General features: G+C 64.6%; 17 protein-coding genes. 6 read left to right on the top strand and 11 right to left on the bottom strand.

What is annotated here, in order from left to right:
- Window positions 1–16: 16 nt before the first annotated feature.
- A complete protein-coding gene (locus tag ACOOHP_RS00895; RefSeq protein ID WP_420464583.1) occupies window positions 17–1,297 on the top strand; it encodes an MSMEG_0569 family flavin-dependent oxidoreductase in 1,281 nt (426 codons plus the stop codon).
- 89 nt (window positions 1,298–1,386) lie between these two features.
- Window positions 1,387–1,698: a pyrimidine/purine nucleoside phosphorylase gene (locus ACOOHP_RS00890; RefSeq protein WP_420464582.1), complete on the top strand. Its 312-nt coding sequence runs from the start codon at window positions 1,387–1,389 to the stop codon at window positions 1,696–1,698.
- Here ACOOHP_RS00890 and rmuC read toward each other — a convergent pair.
- A complete protein-coding gene (gene rmuC / locus ACOOHP_RS00885; RefSeq protein ID WP_420464581.1) occupies window positions 1,686–3,143 on the bottom strand; it encodes a DNA recombination protein RmuC in 1,458 nt (485 codons plus the stop codon). The two genes, ACOOHP_RS00890 and rmuC, sit on opposite strands and share 13 nt — an antisense overlap.
- A gap of 207 nt (window positions 3,144–3,350) precedes the next feature.
- On the opposite strand from rmuC, the gene metK reads away from it, so the two are divergent.
- On the top strand, window positions 3,351–4,565 hold the full coding sequence (metK, locus tag ACOOHP_RS00880; RefSeq protein WP_420464580.1) for a methionine adenosyltransferase: 1,215 nt from the start codon (window positions 3,351–3,353) through the stop codon (window positions 4,563–4,565).
- A gap of 478 nt (window positions 4,566–5,043) precedes the next feature.
- Here metK and ACOOHP_RS00875 read toward each other — a convergent pair whose 3' ends face one another.
- The 4 genes from ACOOHP_RS00875 to ACOOHP_RS00860 all read right to left on the bottom strand — a co-directional run bounded on the left by ACOOHP_RS00875 (window position 5,044) and on the right by ACOOHP_RS00860 (window position 8,792).
- The gene (locus ACOOHP_RS00875; protein WP_420464579.1) at window positions 5,044–6,069 is read right to left on the bottom strand and encodes a uracil-DNA glycosylase family protein; all 1,026 of its coding nucleotides are present in this window, start codon (window positions 6,067–6,069) and stop codon (window positions 5,044–5,046) included.
- A 58-nt stretch (window positions 6,070–6,127) separates the two neighbouring features.
- Window positions 6,128–6,859 carry a hypothetical protein gene (locus tag ACOOHP_RS00870; RefSeq protein WP_420464578.1) on the bottom strand — a complete coding sequence of 244 codons (732 nt, stop codon included), beginning with the start codon at window positions 6,857–6,859 and terminating at the stop codon, window positions 6,128–6,130.
- Window positions 6,856–7,731: a MazG nucleotide pyrophosphohydrolase domain-containing protein gene (locus ACOOHP_RS00865; RefSeq protein ID WP_420464577.1), complete on the bottom strand. Its 876-nt coding sequence runs from the start codon at window positions 7,729–7,731 to the stop codon at window positions 6,856–6,858. The genes ACOOHP_RS00870 and ACOOHP_RS00865 overlap by 4 nt, the downstream gene beginning before the upstream one ends.
- A gap of 308 nt (window positions 7,732–8,039) precedes the next feature.
- Window positions 8,040–8,792: a GntR family transcriptional regulator gene (locus tag ACOOHP_RS00860; protein ID WP_420464576.1), complete on the bottom strand. Its 753-nt coding sequence runs from the start codon at window positions 8,790–8,792 to the stop codon at window positions 8,040–8,042.
- An 89-nt stretch (window positions 8,793–8,881) separates the two neighbouring features.
- Between ACOOHP_RS00860 and ACOOHP_RS00855 the strand changes: the two genes are divergently transcribed.
- Together ACOOHP_RS00855 and ACOOHP_RS00850 are read left to right on the top strand one after the other, a co-directional pair.
- Window positions 8,882–9,274, top strand: a complete 393-nt coding sequence (locus tag ACOOHP_RS00855) for an NAD(P)-binding protein (RefSeq protein ID WP_420464575.1) — start codon at window positions 8,882–8,884, stop codon at window positions 9,272–9,274.
- Window positions 9,275–9,349: 75 nt separating this feature from the next.
- On the top strand, window positions 9,350–10,513 hold the full coding sequence (locus tag ACOOHP_RS00850) for a flavin-containing monooxygenase (RefSeq protein WP_420464574.1): 1,164 nt from the start codon (window positions 9,350–9,352) through the stop codon (window positions 10,511–10,513).
- Between the two features lie 116 nt (window positions 10,514–10,629).
- On the opposite strand, the gene ACOOHP_RS00845 is transcribed toward ACOOHP_RS00850, so the two are convergent.
- On the bottom strand, window positions 10,630–11,052 hold the full coding sequence (locus ACOOHP_RS00845) for an MAPEG family protein (protein ID WP_420464573.1): 423 nt from the start codon (window positions 11,050–11,052) through the stop codon (window positions 10,630–10,632).
- Window positions 11,049–12,005 (bottom strand): alpha/beta hydrolase, encoded by a 957-nt coding sequence (locus tag ACOOHP_RS00840; protein WP_420464572.1) that lies wholly within the window; start codon window positions 12,003–12,005, stop codon window positions 11,049–11,051. Before ACOOHP_RS00840 ends, ACOOHP_RS00845 begins: the two co-directional genes overlap by 4 nt.
- Before the next feature lie 145 nt (window positions 12,006–12,150).
- On the opposite strand from ACOOHP_RS00840, the gene ACOOHP_RS00835 reads away from it, so the two are divergent.
- On the top strand, window positions 12,151–12,720 hold the full coding sequence (locus tag ACOOHP_RS00835; protein ID WP_420464571.1) for a TetR/AcrR family transcriptional regulator: 570 nt from the start codon (window positions 12,151–12,153) through the stop codon (window positions 12,718–12,720).
- Between the two features lie 265 nt (window positions 12,721–12,985).
- On the opposite strand, the gene ACOOHP_RS00830 is transcribed toward ACOOHP_RS00835, so the two are convergent.
- The 4 genes from ACOOHP_RS00830 to ACOOHP_RS00815 all read right to left on the bottom strand — a co-directional run bounded on the left by ACOOHP_RS00830 (window position 12,986) and on the right by ACOOHP_RS00815 (window position 16,574).
- Complete coding sequence (locus ACOOHP_RS00830; RefSeq protein ID WP_420464570.1) at window positions 12,986–13,384, bottom strand: WxcM-like domain-containing protein; 399 nt, start codon at window positions 13,382–13,384, stop codon at window positions 12,986–12,988.
- Between the two features lie 51 nt (window positions 13,385–13,435).
- Entirely contained in the window at window positions 13,436–13,813 is a 378-nt protein-coding gene (locus ACOOHP_RS00825; RefSeq protein ID WP_420464569.1) for a nuclear transport factor 2 family protein, read from the bottom strand.
- Window positions 13,814–13,924: 111 nt separating this feature from the next.
- Window positions 13,925–15,391, bottom strand: a complete 1,467-nt coding sequence (locus ACOOHP_RS00820) for a flavin-containing monooxygenase (protein WP_420464568.1) — start codon at window positions 15,389–15,391, stop codon at window positions 13,925–13,927.
- A 373-nt stretch (window positions 15,392–15,764) separates the two neighbouring features.
- A complete protein-coding gene (locus ACOOHP_RS00815; RefSeq protein WP_420464567.1) occupies window positions 15,765–16,574 on the bottom strand; it encodes a helix-turn-helix transcriptional regulator in 810 nt (269 codons plus the stop codon).
- Between the last annotated feature and the right edge of the window lie 17 nt (window positions 16,575–16,591).

Below are 16,591 nucleotides of genomic sequence, written 5' to 3'. Positions count from 1 at the left end.
CACCGGCTAGACCCTCATGCCCGCCACAAGCCCTGCCCCATCCCTGCCGCGTTCGCTACCGGTCGCCGTCATCGGCGGCGGCCAGGCCGGCCTGTCCATCAGCTGGCATCTCCAGCAGGCCGGCATCGACCACCGCGTGTTCGAGCGCGACTGCGCCTTCAGCCAGTGGAAGCACGCGCGCTGGGATTCGTTCTGCCTGGTCACGCCCAATTGGCAATGCCGGCTGCCGGGCTTTGCCTACCAGGGCCCCGACCCGCAGGGCTACATGCCGCGCGCCGAGATCGTGCGCTATCTCGACGCCTACACCGCCAGCTTCGCCCCACCGCTGCTCGAAGGCGTGGCGGCGACCCGGCTGGCGCAGGCCCAGGGCGGCGGCTTCGAGCTCGACACCAGCGCCGGTGCCCTGCACGCCGCCCAGGTGGTCATTGCCAGCGGCGTCTACCAGACCCCGGTGGTACCGCGCGCAGCCGAACGCCTGCCGCCGCAGCTGCTGCAGCTCGACGCATCGCGCTACCGCAATCCGCAATCGATGCCCGACGGCGCGATCCTGGTGGTGGGCAGCGGCCAGTCCGGTTGCCAGATTGCGGAGGACCTGCACCTGGCCGGGCGCAAGGTGCACCTCTGCGTCGGCCGCGCGCCGCGCTCACCGCGTGTCTATCGCGGCCGCGAGGTCACCGACTGGCTGACCGAATCGGGCTACTACGACATTCCCTACGACCGCCATCCGCAGAAGGCGACCGTGCGGGAGAAGACCAACCACTACCTCACCGGCCGCGACGGCGGCCGCGAGATCGACCTGCGCCGCCGCGCGCTAGAAGGGATGCAGCTCCACGGAAGCTTCCGCGGCGTGGACGGCACGCGCCTGCAATTCGCGCCGGATCTGGCACGTAACCTCGACGAGGCTGACCGCTCCTACAACGGCATCCGCGCACTGGTGGACCAGTACATCGAATCCGCCGGCATCGAGGCGCCCGTCGAGCCGCCTTACCAGCCGCCCTGGGCGCCGCAGGCCGAAACCACCGAGCTGGACTTGCGCTCCGCCGGCATCACCAGCGTGGTGTGGGCGATCGGCTTTGCGCCGGACTACTCCTGGATCGATCTGCCGGTGTTCAACGGCCGCGGCGCGCCCATCCACAGCCGCGGCGTCACGCCGGTGCCGGGCGCCTATTTCCTCGGGCTGTCGTGGCAGAACACCTGGGGTTCCGGGCGCCTGGCCGACGTCGGGCGCGACGCCGAATACCTGCTCGGCCGCATCCGCGAACAGGCGGCCAGCGCGGCGCTGCTGCAGGCCGCCTGAGCACGCACGGGTCGGACGGCGGCCGGCTTGACGACGACCGGCACGCACGCGCATCGTCGCGCCCCTTTTTACCGTCGCGGCGCCGCCCCATGTCCCAGTTCGACCACGTCTCCGTCCTCAAAAAGGCCAACGTTTACTTTGACGGCAAGTGTGTGAGCCACACCGTGCTGCTGGCCGATGGCACGCGCAAGAGTGTGGGCGTGATCCTGCCCTCGACCCTGCACTTCACCACCGGCGCGCCGGAAGTGATGGAACTGATCGAGGGCCGCTGCCGAGTAAAGCTGGCGAGCGACGATGCATTCCGCGACTACACCGGCGGACAGTCGTTCGACGTACCGGGAAATTCCGCATTCGATATCGAAGTGACCGAGACGCTGCACTACGTCTGTCACTTCGGCTGATCGTCCGGTTCCAGTAGCGCGGCCAGTTCGCCCGCGCGCGGCGGACGCGCACCCCGATCGATCAGCGTGACCGCCGGCAGTTCGTCGGCGGCAGCGGCGCGCAGCTCCACGAATTTTCGCGCGCTGCTCATCACCCGCGTATCCAGACTGGCGCTGGCCTTGTTGTAACTCTCCACGGCCTTGTCGAGCTGGGTGCCAACCTTGGCCCAGTGATCGCCCATGGTGCACAGGCGTTCGTAAAGCTCCTTGCCCAGCGCCGCGACCTGCTGCGCATTGCGCGCCAGCGCTTCCTGACGCCAGCCATAGGCGACCGCCTTGAGCAGTGCGATCAGCGTGGTGGGGCTGGCCGGAATCACGCGCACTTCGGCGCCGTACTCGATCAGGTGCGGGTCCTGCGCCAACGCGGCGGAGAAGAACGCCTCGCCCGGCACGAACAGCACCACGAACTCCGGCGCCGGGCTGAACTGCTCGAAGTAGCTTTTCTTGCCGAGTTGCGTGACATGTGTACGCACCTGCTGCGCGTGCAGCACCAGCGCGGCGTCGCGTGCCGCGTCGTCGCGCGCTTCGACCGCGGTCAGATAGGCGTCCACCGGCGCCTTGGCGTCAACCACGATCTGGCGCCCGCCGGGCAGGCGCACGATCAGGTCCGGACGCAATCGGCCTTCTTCGGTGCTGCGCGAAGCCTGCTCGTCGAAATCGCAGTGTTCGAGCATGCCGGCCATCTCGACCACGCGGCGCAACTGCACCTCACCCCAGCGGCCGCGCGCGCTGGGTTGGCGCAGGGCTTTGACCAGGTTGGCGGTCTCCGCGTGCAGGCGCGGCAGATGCGTGGCCACCAGCTCATGAACCTGGGTGTTGAGCGCCTCGTAGGCGCCGATGCGCGTCTTTTCCATCTCACCGAGATGGCCTTCGAATTTTTCCAGCTTGTCGCGGATCGGCTGGGTGAGTTGTTCGATCGACTTGTGCCGCGCCGCCAGGTCTTCCTGCGCGCCCTGCTGGAAGCGCTGCAGGTTTTCGCGCGCCAGTTCCAGGAAAGACTGGTTGTTGGCGCGCAAGGCATCGGCGGACAGGGATTTGAACGCTTCCGCCAGCTTGGCCTTGGCGTCGTCCAGGAGGGCCTGCTGTTCGCGCAGCCGTTGCTGCTCCTGCGCGTAGCGTTCCTGCAGTTGCGCATGCTGGCCCTGCAACTGCCCGAGCGCATCCTGTTGCGCCCGCAGCTCCTGCAACCGCTCGTCCTGCGCCTGCAGTCGCGACTCGGCAACGGTGGCGCGATCGGCCGCCAAGCGTTCGAGTTCGCGCGAGGCCTGCAGGGCCGCCTCGGCGCGTGTCCTGGCGCGTGCAAACATCACCGCCAGCACCAGCAGCGTGATGAGCAGGGCGCCGACCACGCCAACAGCCGCCAGCGCGTAGGCGAGCGGCACGGCGGTGAGATCGACCGGATTCATGGACGCGATAACGAACAGCAGCAGGGCAAGCCTTCAGTCTGCCAGAGCCGGTTGCGGCGCGGTCGCCGCCGCTGCCGTATCCGGGCCGGGCAGCGACGCCGTTTCGACGCCGATTTCAGCTACCATATTCGGCTATCCGCATAGACGGATGCTGCAGCGCTCCTTCCGCACCCGCTCCGCCCCGTCACCGAATCCCTGGGAGTCCCGATGTCCGAAACCCTGTTCACGTCCGAGTCCGTCTCCGAAGGCCATCCGGACAAGATGTGCGACCAGATCTCCGATGCCATCCTCGATGCCTACCTGGCGCAGGACGCCGATGCGCGCATCGCCTGCGAGACGCTGACCAAGACCGGCATCGCCATGCTGGCCGGCGAGGTCAAGGTGATCAAGGGCGTGCACATCGATTCCGAAGCCATCGTGCGCAAGGTGATCGCCGACATCGGCTACACCCACTCCGATCATGGCTTCGACGCCGAGACCTGCGCCGTGCTCAACGGCCTGGGCAAGCAGTCGCTGGACATCAACCGCGGCGTCGATCGCAAGGACCGCAAGAAGATGGGCGCCGGCGACCAGGGCCTGATGTTCGGCTTCGCCACCCGCGAGACCGCCGAACTGATGCCGGCGCCGATCCAGTACGCGCACCGCCTGGTGGAAAAGCAGGCGCAGCAGCGCAAGTCGGGAAAGCTCGGCTGGCTGCGTCCGGATGCCAAGAGCCAGGTCACGCTGCGCTACCGCGACGGCAAGCCGGTGGCGATCGACGCGGTGGTGCTGTCCACCCAGCACGCGCCCGAGGTCAAGCAGAAGGACCTGGTGGAAGCGGTGATGGAGCAGGTCATCAAGCCGGTGCTGCCGGCCAAGCTGCTGCACAAGGGCACCAAGTTCCACATCAACCCGACCGGTCGCTTCGTGGTCGGCGGTCCGATGGGCGACGCCGGCCTGACCGGCCGCAAGATCATCGTCGACACCTACGGCGGCTACGCGCGCCACGGTGGCGGCGCGTTTTCCGGCAAGGACCCGTCCAAGGTCGATCGCAGCGCCGCGTATGCCGCGCGCTACGTGGCCAAGAACCTCGTCGCCGCCGGGCTGGCCGACAAGGTCGAGGTGCAGGTCAGCTACGCCATCGGCGTGGCCGAGCCCACCTCGATCGCCATCGAGACCTTCGGCACCGGCAAGCTCGATCCGGTCAAGCTGGAAAAGCTGGTGCGCAAGCACTTCGACCTGCGACCCTACGGCATCATCGAGATGCTCGACCTGCTGCACCCGATCTATCGCGCCACCGCCGCTTACGGGCACTTCGGGCGCAAGCCGCAGACCATCAAATACACCTGCGCCGAAACCGGCAAGCTGCATGCCTTCATCGGCTTTACCTGGGAGCGCACCGACAGGGCCGAAGCGCTCAAAGCCGACGCCGGTCTGAAGTAAGCCGGCGGCGCCTGTCGATTGCATCGAGGCCGCCGCAAGGCGGCCTTTTCGGTTGCGGCGAAGACCGGAGCCTGCTGCAGATTTAGTGGCGGTGACCAGCCGCGTACGCGCGGCTGTCGGAGCCCTGGATGATCCAGATCGGGAATGCCCATCACCTGCGGTTGCCTGCCACCTGGGTTTCCGGATCGGCCGGCCGGATACCGTGTAACGATGTTCCTCGCCGAGTATGGCAGGGCTCATCGCGGCATCCTCCAGAGAATCGGTGTGCGCGGTCGACCGGCCAGTAGGATGGAAATTCGCGCTTGTGACGCGTCACCCCGATCAATCCAGTCGCGTGAGCCGTCATTGGTATCGTCCATGGACAGAATCCTCTTTAAAAGGGGAAAGGTCTGTCTGGCACGAGGAGCCCGAAGCGGACGGTCGCCGATAGCGCGCAGGCGCCCGATTAGGATCTGACTGGGATCGCAACGAAGGCTGTTTATGCTGCAAGGAAGTCGATCGGGGCGTTATACAGATTCGTGCCATCGTGCTTTTCCTTACGCAACATCATCCTCATCGGAGCAGTGAGGTAAACCGCGCGCTTCAAATCGGCATCACTGGGGTAGCGATACCGACTGACGACCTCTTCGAGTGTTTGACGAGCGGATTCCGGAACGTCACTCCTGTCATCGAACAGAGTGCCCGCCCTAGACTTGCTCAAGCGGATCATCAAACGCCCGCCATCGCTAGTAACAACAAAGTCCGCGTCTGCTTTTTTAAGGCGCTGGATGTGCAGATCGACGCAATACGGGCCGTCCTTCTGACGAATGAAGAACGCACCCGTCAATCGCTTGCCTGTCCTCTTTACGTGAACGTACTCGGCCAAGTAGGCAAGTTTATGCAACTCGAAATATGAAACCTCCGAACGTCGTTCCACCATGAACCGACAGGCTGCGAGCAAGTCTTGGCGCGTAGCGCCACCCGTGCGTGATCGCGGGGCGGTCAGATTTTTTAGGGTCTCGGCGACGAACTGATAGTCGGATCGCTGGTTGGCATGACTGCGATGGATCATCGCGCGCTGTCCGGGATGGTATAGCGGGATCAGCATGCGGCCGAGCCAAGACTGCGCCGTGCGCACGTGCTCTTTCAGGGAGAGACCGTGCGGTTGAACCATTGAAAGTGCTTTCAGAGCGGTTGCACCGAGTGAGACGACGATCTTGGGCTGCACGAGTTCCACTTGGCGACGGAGGTAGCCGCTACAGTTCGCAATCTCACTCGGGAGCGGCGTCGAGTTATTCCCCTTTTCATCCCGAGGGTTACACAGCACGCCGTTGGTGACGTAGATGTCTGCCCTGTCGATGCCGGCGAAAGAAATGAGGTCTTCGAAATTCTGCCCCGAAGTGTCGCCGTGGAAGGGGATGTGAGTCTGGTCGGCACCCAGCCTTCCTGGCGCTTCTCCCACAAACATTAGGTCTGCACTGAGGTTTCCAGCAGAGTACCCCAGCATCCGGGCGCTGTCGGCCATCCGCGGACATGACGTGCAGGCAGTCACCTCGGCTACAAGGGACTGAAATTGTGCGGATTTAGACAATGATACGGTTCCCATTTGCCTTGTTCAGAAGCGCTGTAACCTTCGCGCGAGAGGCGTCAACGAATGCGTAGGCGGACAAGCAGGTCAGTGATCCGACGGGGTGCGCAGTTTTGCACGCCACGTAGTCGAGCAGGCGAGAAAGACCTAAGAGATTGCCCAACGTCTTGTAAAAGTAGTCATGTGAGCGGTAAACCGCGGTGAGAGATAGGGCTCGATCCGGCCCCACTGAGAATTGCGCATATTGAAGACATGGCGCACCGAACCATTTCAGTTTGTCCGTGGCCGAGGACGAAAAATGAACGACGAACGCAGCCTTGTGCCCCCATCCCCACGTGCTCAGCCCTGCAACGGTACGTTCGAGTTGGTCGATTTTCTCGTCTCCGAACTCAGCGAGGCGGCTGAAATAGCAGCCCCAAGATCGCGGCCCGCGGCTCAAGAGCCGCTCGTAGGCTTCGCGGTAATGCTCGGTGAACTCCGCGACCGGCAAGTCCCATCGCGCACAACGGGCCGGAAAGATCGTGCTAGCGACATCGAACACTGAGCGCGCGTTCCGATCTACCCCTCTCGGATTCAATGCGGCCAACCGCGGCTGGGTGTATGCGAGAGGTTGGCGCACATGAAGTGTCAGATTGAAGCGCGCTCTGTCGTCGGCGAGAAGGCGAAACGCTTCTGACCAGACCTCGATGATGGTGTCGCCCGAAAGGAGCCGGGGTTCCATGCTCATCGCATAACCTTCAGCGTGCGTTTGTCCATGTCGATCAGCAGCGTCGCCTCCCCGTGCTCACGAAGGAACCGAAAAGCGGCATATCCCTGCTGAATAGCCCGATCCCAATCACGTACTGGTCTCTCTTTCACTTCGAGATGGAGGACCAGCCGCTTGATGGTGCTAAGCATCTCGGAATCGAGATGCTTAGCACCTCGGTACAGCGAGTGCTGCTTCGCGTTGCTATAAACGAACGCCACAAGCAGCTCTTCGATGATCGCTGCTCTGGCGCCGTCCTCCACCTCGTCCACTTCTGGGTTGCTCCGCCGTTTGGCGCCTAGCATTTTTCTTGCGACAGGCGACCAACCGAGAACAGCCCAATGAGCGAGGTGCAGTACGTCGTGAAAGCGATAGCCGTCGTCGTCGTAAGCGTTGTCCGTGAGCTTGTCACCGAGCAAACATTGCTTCGAGACCAACTCCAAATGGGCGACGCGCTTCTCGTCCTGAAACACTCGAATTGCGGCTTGACGCGGAAGCCGCTCGGCGTCGGGGTAATCGAGGTCGAACACGCGCCGCTTCGAGGTGTCCCGGTCGATAGGCCAGCGCTCTTGCGTCTTGAGCAGGTTGCGCGCGGCAATTTTGGACATCGATAGCTTCAACCTGCTGGCGATATTGCTCACGTACCAAAGGATGTCACCCAGCTCCTCCTCTGCGCGATCATCGAAGCCGTCGTAGGTCTGCTTATCACGGAGCTTCTTCTTGAACTCGGCAAGCAGCGTCCCAGTCTCTCCCGCCAAGCCCAGCAGCGGGATCAAAAGCCCCTTCTGCCCATCCTTCTTCTCTGACTGCTGGTCGGTCTGAAAACTAAGTTCCTGATAGCGGTCGAAATCCACGCGTGCCTCTGGGTCGGTCGGTCGGCCTATGTTTGATTAAACACGCTAGACATGTAATCCGCCAACAACGAACCGCTACTGGCGGACGTTGGGCGCTGAAGCGGAGGGATACAAGTCCGCCTTCTTGCTTTCAAATGAAGCTCGGACCAACTATTTCGTCGCCAGTAGGCCAAGGCTCAATGTCCGCCTGTGGCTCATTGCCGCCGCCCGCATTGCGGAGCGCGCATGTAAGCACACAGGGGCGCGATTCGCCGATCGCCTGAGACGACATTCAATGGTCGACAGGCGGCGAATCCGCACCCTGCCTTTCAGAGCACTGCCGCGGACTCGAATGCCGCATCCGGCAGATGCAGTGCGTGCTTGCGGCTGCGACCGAGGTGCGATCCGACGATGCGCACCGCGGCGCGCACATCACCGTCCAAGATCGCCTGGCACAGCGGTGCGTAGTCGGCGTACTGGCTGCTGCGATCCTCGGCGGTCAGGAAGGGATAGACCTGAGCGCGCAGGATCTGGCCGGTGATGGCCGGGTGCAGGCGCGCCAGTTCGGGGTTGCCGGCCACCTCGAACAACACCTCGTAGAAGCGCGTGCGCTCGATCGAGCGGCGCTGCGAATCGCCCCGCGCCAGGCTGGCCGCGAGCCGCGCATGGGCCTCGCGCAGCCGGCCGCGACTGGGTTCGTACTTGCAGCGTGTGCAGGCGAGCCGTGCGGCCAGTTCGATCAGGGCCTGCAGCACCTCGATGTGGTCCAGCGCTTCCTGGCGCCGCAGGCGGCGGATGTAGAGCCCGCGGGCTGGGCCGGCCATCACCACGCCTTCGGCGGCCAGGCGGGTCATCGCTTCTCGCACCGGGCCACGGCTGAGACCGAAGGTGCTGCACAGATCGGCTTCGGTGAGCCGGGCACCCGGCAGATAGTGGCCGGTGAGGATGCCTTGCTTGACCGTCTGCACCACCGCGTCCGGCGAGCGCTGCCGCGTGCCACGGGCCGCGTGGCGCGTGCGCGCCGATGGCGCCGGGGTTGCGGTGCGTTGGGGACGACGCTTGGCGGCGACGGTGGAGGCCATGAGGGCGATTCCCAATGTCCTACATTGTTAATTTACTTGTAGGACATTGAAGCATAGATTCTTCCGACAATCATTCGAGGAGATCGCCCATGTCCGCCAGCATCCAGGCGCCTGCCGGCAACAAACTGCGCGAGGTCGATGCCGTGGTCATCGGCGCCGGCTTTGCCGGGCTGTACATGACCTATCGCCTGCGCGAGCTCGGCCTGAGCCATCGCGGCTTCGAGCAGGGCAGCGGCGTCGGTGGCACCTGGTACTGGAACCGCTATCCGGGCGCCAGTTCGGACTCGGAAAGCTGGGTCTATTCGTTCACCTTTTCCCCGGAGCTCGAACAGGAATGGACATGGAGCTGCCGCTTCCCCGAGCAGGCCGAGATCCTGCGCTACTTGGAACACGTGGCGGATCGCTTCGACCTGCGCCCGGCCTTCGATTTCAACACCTGCGTCACCGGCGTGCGCTACGACGAAACCGCCGGCCGCTGGTAGGTTGAAACCGACACCGGCGAGTCCGTAAGCGCGCGCTATGTCATCACCGCCGTCGGCTGTCTGTCGGCCGCGCAGGTGCCGAAGATTGCGGGGCTGGAAGACTTTGCCGGCCGCTGGTATCACACCGGCCGCTGGCCACACGAAGGCGTGGACTTTTCCGGCCTGCGCGTGGGCGTGATCGGCACCGGTTCGTCGGGCATCCAGTCCATTCCCATCATCGCCGGACAGGCACAGCATCTGACGGTGTTTCAGCGCACACCCAACTTCAGCGTGCCGGCCGGCAACCGCAAGCTCTCGTCGCAGGAAGTGGCCGAGCTCAAGGCCAACATCCAGCAGATCCGCGAACGCTGCCGCTGGGCCGCCATCGGCCAGCCCTACGACTTCAAGGACGTCGGCGCGCTACAGGTCAGCGAAGCCGAGCGCCGCGCGCAGTTCGAGGCGGACTGGGAAAAGGGCAGCTTCGAGTGGATGTTCGGCAGCTACAACGATCTGCTCGCCGATGCGCGCGCCAACGACATGGCGGCCGACTTCGTGCGCGACAAGATCCGCAGCATCGTCCGCAACCCCGACACCGCGCGCAAACTGATTCCCCAGGGCTATCCCATCGGCACCAAGCGCCTGCCGCTGGACCAGGGCTACTTCGAGACCTTCAATCGCGACAAGGTGGCGCTGGTGGACCTGCGTGAAATCGCCATCGAACGCATCGAGGCCGCCGGCATCCGCATGCAGGATGGAACCCTGCACGCGCTGGACGCCCTGGTCTTTGCCACCGGCTTCGACGCCATGACCGGCCCGCTCAACCGGCTGGGCATCCGCGGCCGCGGCGGCCAGGCGCTGGCGGAAAAGTGGGCGCAGGGTCCGCAGACGTATCTGGGAATCGCCAGTGTCGGCTTTCCCAACCTGTTCATGATCACCGGGCCGGGCAGCCCGTCGGTGCTGGGCAACATGCCCACTTCCATCGAGCAGCACGTGGAGTGGATCAGCACCTGCCTGAAGGACCTGGGGGCGCGCGGTGCGCACAGCATCGAGCCGACACCGCAGGCCGAGGACCACTGGGGCGCCCACGTCAAGGAACTGGCCGACGCCACGCTGTTTCCGAAGACCGACTCCTGGTACATGGGCGCCAACATCCCCGGCAAGCCGCGCGTGTTCACGCCCTACATCGGCGGCTTCGGCACCTATCGCCAGTTGTGCTTCGATATTGCAGCCAAGGGCTACGAGGGGTTCGAGATTCGCTAGCAGCGATGGCGGCGGTCATGTCCGCTCGCCGGACGAGGCGCAGGGCGGGCCGTGCCCGCCGTCTGCGTCACCCCTCCGAGCTGTGCGGCCCTCCCGACTCGCCGCCCTACCCTCTCTCAGTTGTAAATCACCCATCCCAGGCGCAGCCAGATCGCCAACAGCACGAACTGCCCGAGCATGAAGATCGGGGTGCGCACCCACAGGCGATTGAACCCGAGGTGGGCCAGGGCATGCGCCCACCGGAACACCACGTACAGCGTACTCAGCGCAGGCAGCCATGCGTCGCTGACACCAAGCACGATGATGAAAACGACGGCGGTGTAGAACAGCACCGGGAACTCGAACAGATTGGCAAGCTGCCGCGTCGGGCGCATGACGGCAACCGACGCCCCCGCCCCGTCCCAGTTCTCGTAATAGGAGACGGGTTTGCGCCGGGACACCAGATCGCTGACGCGCGTGATCAGGATCCAAAGCGCGACCGCGAACGACAGCGCGACCATCGCCAGGAGCTGCGGGAAGTACACCTGCGCCGTCGTCATCCCGGAGTTCCCTCCGCCGCACGAAGCGCCTCGAGAGATGCGAGCGGCCCGCTGCGCTCAGCGTCGCTGTGCCGGCCGAGGTGCTGATCGAAAAACTGCAGCATGGTGCGCGTCGCGGCTTCGAAGAGCTCTCCGAAGTAGATCTCGAAGTGGCTGGCGTCGAACGACGCGGCAGATCCGTTCGGTGCCCGCCTTGCCACCTCGTGCGCGAGCGCAGCCGGACAGATCTCGTCGCGCTCGCACACCACCATCAGCAGGGGCGACCTGACTTTTCTTGCGTAGCGGATCGGCCGATAGAGCGGCAAGGTGAGCATCAGCCTAGCGGCGATCTGATTGCGCCACGGCGACGGGCCGTCGAGCATGCGCCCATAGGCTTCCTCGGCACCGAGCCGGGTCATCATCGCCGTCTCGCCCGGCGCGCCGGCGAGCTTGATGTACTTCGGCGACATGCCCAGAACCGCGCGAGCCTGATCGAGCAGCGCTGCAGCCACCCATTGCATGATCTGCGTGAAAGGTGTGTGCATCGCCACGGCCAGGCAATCCGATACCGTGCACTGCGACACCACCGCGGCAAGCCCCCGATGACGTGCACCAATCACGATGGCATGCCCACCGCCGAACGAGGTCCCGAACAATGCGATCCGGCCGTCATCGATCTCGGGCCGTGCGGCGGCACACGCGATGGCCGCGCTGATGTCCTGCAACTGCTTGCGTACCGAGCACAGAAAACGGGGACTTCCAGCGCTGGCGCCCCAGTGCCGATAGTCGAAACTGAGCATGGCGTAGCCGGCGGCGGTGAACCGCTCGGCGTAGGCCGAAAGCCGGACCTGCCGGATGGCGCCGATGCCATGGGCCACCACGACGCAGGGATGCGGGCCTTGCGTGTGCGGCAGGTACAGCCAGGCCTCGCAGCGCACGCCGCCAGACTCGAACACCACGTCAACTCGTTTCATCGAAGCGCCTGCTGCAACCGATTCCGGTCCAAGTAGAATGCGAGGGATTCCTCAGATTGAGAACTCGCATTTCAGGAGACCGTCCGTGAGTGCCCTACAGGCCCGCTTCGCACCTAGAAAACAGCCCGTCCAGAAACGCTCGCGCATGACCGTGGATACCCTGCTGGAGGCGACGGCTCAGGTTTTGGTGTCCAGTGGCTATGAGCGGGCGAGCACCGACGCCATCGCCGCCCGCGCCGGGGTCAGCATCGGCACGCTGTATCAATACTTTCCGAACAAGGCGTCTCTGGTCGCCGCGCTCATCCGTCAACACGTCGACGAGGTGCTGTACCTGGTCGAGACCGCACTCGCCGAACATGAAGGCTCGCCTCTGGACACCACCCTGCGTGCGCTGGTCCGCGCGGGCATCGAAGCACACCGACTGAATCCACCGCTGCACAAGGTCCTGTTCGAACAGGTGCCGACAGAACAGATTCTCGGCCAGGCGCCGGACGTGAGCAGCCGGCTGCAGGCCATGATCGAAGCCGTTCTGCGCAGAAAATTGCCCGGCATTTCACGAACACGGACGCGCACCGTCGCGCTGGTTCTGGAAACCAGCATCGAGGCGCTCACGCATCGCGCGGTGGTCGAGGCGCCCGACTGGCTGCGTTCCGGCGCGCTGGAGAAAGAAGCGGTCGCCCTGCTCAAGCCCTATCTGCTGCAAGCGCTGCGCTGAGCGCTACGCGGACTGCCGGTCGAACGCCCGGTCGATCCTGCACGCGCAGATCACCAAAACGGGCCGGGAATGTATCGGCATGTCCTGCATTCGGCGGGCACGGCCCGCCCTACGGGTCGTGAGAGATTTGAGGTTCGCATGCGAATGCGATGACGACGGTCACGATCCGTCCACCGGACGAGGCGTAGGGCGGCCCGCGACCGCCGTCTGCGCTTGATTGATAGCCCCGCACGACACACCTGCATCACCATCGCGCCAGCAGCGGTCACGCCTCCACCGGACGGTGTTCGGTACCGGCGCCTGGGGTCAGGAACAGCATCGTGGTGGGCACGGCCGTGTGCGCCGTGTGCCAGATATTCCGAGGCACCAGCACGTAAGAACCCGGGCTGTCGAGAAGGACGCTGCGCTGCTCGCCAGCCTCATCGAGCACGACGGTCGCGGCACCGGAGAGCAGCATCACCAGTTCCTCGCCTGCAGGATGCCGCTCCCACATCGACCACGGCTCGGAGAAGGTGAACGCGGACATCAGCCGTCCCCGATCCAGTTGCGGATGCGCGCCTGCGGCGAGCTCCTGCCAGAACGAATCCGACACGGGTATGGCATCCGCCCGACCGCCGTCCTGAAAATGCAGATAGGTGCCGAGAATGTCTTGGACTGAACTCAATGCGATCTCCGTTCGCGCGCACCCTGAGCGTGCTTCCAGGCAACGGGACGATCAGCCGTAATCCTTCCACTCCACCAGCAGCCCTTGCGCATCGAAGCGCATGATGCTGCACAGGGTCAGTTCGACCTTGTCGCCGGCACTGCCGAAGCCGGGGATGTCGGCCTGGGCGGTTCCGCCCCATCGGGCGACGCGCACCACCGTATCCTGATGCGCAATGACCCGCTCAGGCTCGCTCATGCGCCGGTCCGGCATCAGTTGCGCCGCGAACATTTCGAGCACGCCGAACAGATCCTCGCTCTTGTTGAAGGAGAAGCCCCGATTGACGTGGGAGAAGTCCAGCGACGGATGCACCAGCGTCCGCATCCTGGCGAAGTCCTTGGCGTTGTAGGCGGCGACGATCTGGTTGGATTGCTCGACGGGGTCTTTCATCTTGTGCTCCGGTAGTGAGGTCTGCGCGCCGGATGGACCGACCAATATCGCGCGCGGGCAATACGTGAATTCTGTTTCGGTTCCGACACGCTCAATCAATAAACCTACGCCTCAGGCAACGTCTTCGAACGCGGTCATCTCGGGCCGCGCCATGGTTTGCGCGAACTTCGAAAACGTCCACGGCCAGCTCGCAGGCACGCCCTGGGCATCGAGATACCAACTGTTGCAGCCGGTCGACCAGATGGTCTTGCGCGCCGCTTCCACACGACGTTCCTCGTAAGCGGTGGCGACTTCCGGCCTGACGCGGATTTCGCGCAGGCTGCCGTCGCGCAGGTGTTCGACCAGTTGCAGGATGTAGTCGAGCTGAAACTCGGCGACCTGGATCAACGAGAAATTGCCCACCGGTCCGTTGGGTCCGTTGAGCAGGAACAAATTGGGAAAGTCCGGGATGGCCACCGACAGGTAGGCGGCAGGCTTGGCGGCCCAGACTTCATCGAGGTCCACGCCGTTGCGGCCCCGCACCACGGTGGGCCGCACGAAGCGGTCGGCGACAAAGCCGGTCGCGGCGATGAGCACATCGAGTTGGTGCAGGCATCCGTCCCGGGTCCGCACGCCCGCCGGCTCGACCCCTTCGATGGACTCGGTGACCAGTTCCGCCATCGGCTGCTGGATCGCCTCGTAGAAATCCGGCGACAGGATCAGGCGCTTGCAGCCGGCGCGGTAGGTTGGCCGCAGCTTCTCACGGAGCAGCGGGTCGCGCACGCCCTGTTCCAGGTTCTGCAGGCAGGCGTCGGCAAGATTCTTCACGCCCGCAGATTCGGCGTCGATCACCGCATCGGCGATGACGTCGATCATCATCCGGTTGAGCTCCTCGCGCAGCGCGCCGAGCCTTTCCGGTTCTCGGGCGAACACCTGTTTCTCCTCGGTGCTGTAAGCGGGATTCTCCATCGGGAAGATCCACTGCGCGGTGCGCTGGAACAGGCTGTACTTCGATGCGCGCCGCGACAGCGCCGAGGTGATCTGGATGGCGGTGGAGCCGGTGCCGATCACGCCGACGCGCCGCCCATCGAGCGGCACGCCATGATCCCAGCGCGCGCTGTGGAAATATGCCCCGCCGAAACGTTCGATGCCGGGCAACTCCGGCATGCGCGGGTGATGCAGCACGCCGGTGGCGGCGATCACCACGTCGGCCTCGTCGCGCGTGCCGCGCGCGGTCTGCAGCTGCCAGCGACCTTCATCGAAGACGCAGGCCGTCACCTCCTCGCCGAAGCGGATCAGCGGGCGGATGCCGTAGCGGTCGGCGGTGCGCTCGAAGTACTGCAGGATCTCGCTGCCCGGCGCCAGCATGCGCGACCAGCCAGCGTTGGGCTCGAAGGAATAGGTGTACAGATGCGCCGGCACGTCACAGGCAATGCCCGGATAGGTGTTCTCGCGCCAGGTGCCGCCGAGGCGATCGGTTTTCTCGTACAGCGTGATGTCGTCATGGCCCGCCTGGCGCAGGCGGATAGCCGCCAGGATGCCGGACATGCCGGCACCGAGGATGACGAAGCGAAGACGGCGGCGTGTGGTCCGGGACACGAACGAGCGCTCCAACGTGTGACCCCGGACTTTCGCGCGTTACGGCTGCCAAGTGCATCAGGGCGGCTGCTGAGGTCATGGCACGCGTCGGCGCCGGATCGCCGGACTGCGCGCCGACTCGTTGTGGTCCACGACCGCACGACTTGCCGTGCCGTCGCGATAGTCGGCCATCGTGGCGTCCAACGCTTCGGTCGGGCCGCGGCATTGACGCCCTGGGCGCGGCAAAAACTTCGGCTCGGACTGGTGGAGAGCGTCATCGCCGAAGAACGCTCGGCAACAATCGAAGAGCGATGCACCATGCCCCGGTTACATCGAGGTCAGGATCAACCAGCCCCAAGGCTTTGCAAGCCTGGCGTGGGCAAGGTCGACAGCGTCATCGGCGATGGTGATTGCCCACATCGTGCCGCAGGAACCGGGACATCAACCCGCGCCGGCCCGATACTCCGAAATGCCGGAATACGCTGGTGACGTACTGGTGGGTCGTACGCACTGTCAGGCCGAGTTCGGCGGCGATCTGCTTTTCGCTCAAATCGGTCAGCAACAGCCTGAGCACTTCGCGAACGCGTGGCGCCAGGGCGGCCTGGTCGGCGCAGGCACCCTGCAGGCGGAAAAGATCCTGTTGCAGGGCCGGCGCACCGGCCAGAAACACGTGCAGCAGGTCCCGGTCCCGATCGCTGAAGTGTCTCGCGCCGGTAGCGCGATCCATCCCGACATGACCGGCGAGCATCGCATCCACCTTGTAGGTTCCGACCATCTGCGCGTCCTGCCCGGCAGGGCGGAGAATCTCGTTGTAGTACCAGTCGTCATACCACTGCCGTTCGAGCATCAGGTCGCCCGGCCGCTCGACGTGACAGCGCTCATCGATGCCGGCGCGCAGTGCGTGGAATCGGGGCGGCTGATTGTTACGTGCGCGTTCCACGAGCCGGTTCACCGTCGCCTGATCGTCGTCGGTGTTGTCGAGGTAATGAACCATCAGGACATTCCAGCCCCGCCACGGGTTTTCCGGATCGATCGGCGTGTGCTGTGTGCCGATCCACCAGATTCTTTCGACACCGACCAGGGACCCGAGCCGCGACAACGCGTGATCGAGCGCGGCAGGCGCGTGTGCAACCGGGAACTCGGCCAGCTCGCTCCAGAGCCGGCGCAGTTGGTCCAGATCCGATCTCGTTATGCTCAGGCTCACGTCAGACCCACCCGATC

It is taken from the genome of Panacagrimonas sp., from assembly GCF_965216805.1.
Lineage (GTDB): Bacteria > Pseudomonadota > Gammaproteobacteria > Nevskiales > Nevskiaceae > Panacagrimonas.
This window is presented reverse-complemented; position numbering and strand designations above follow the sequence as displayed.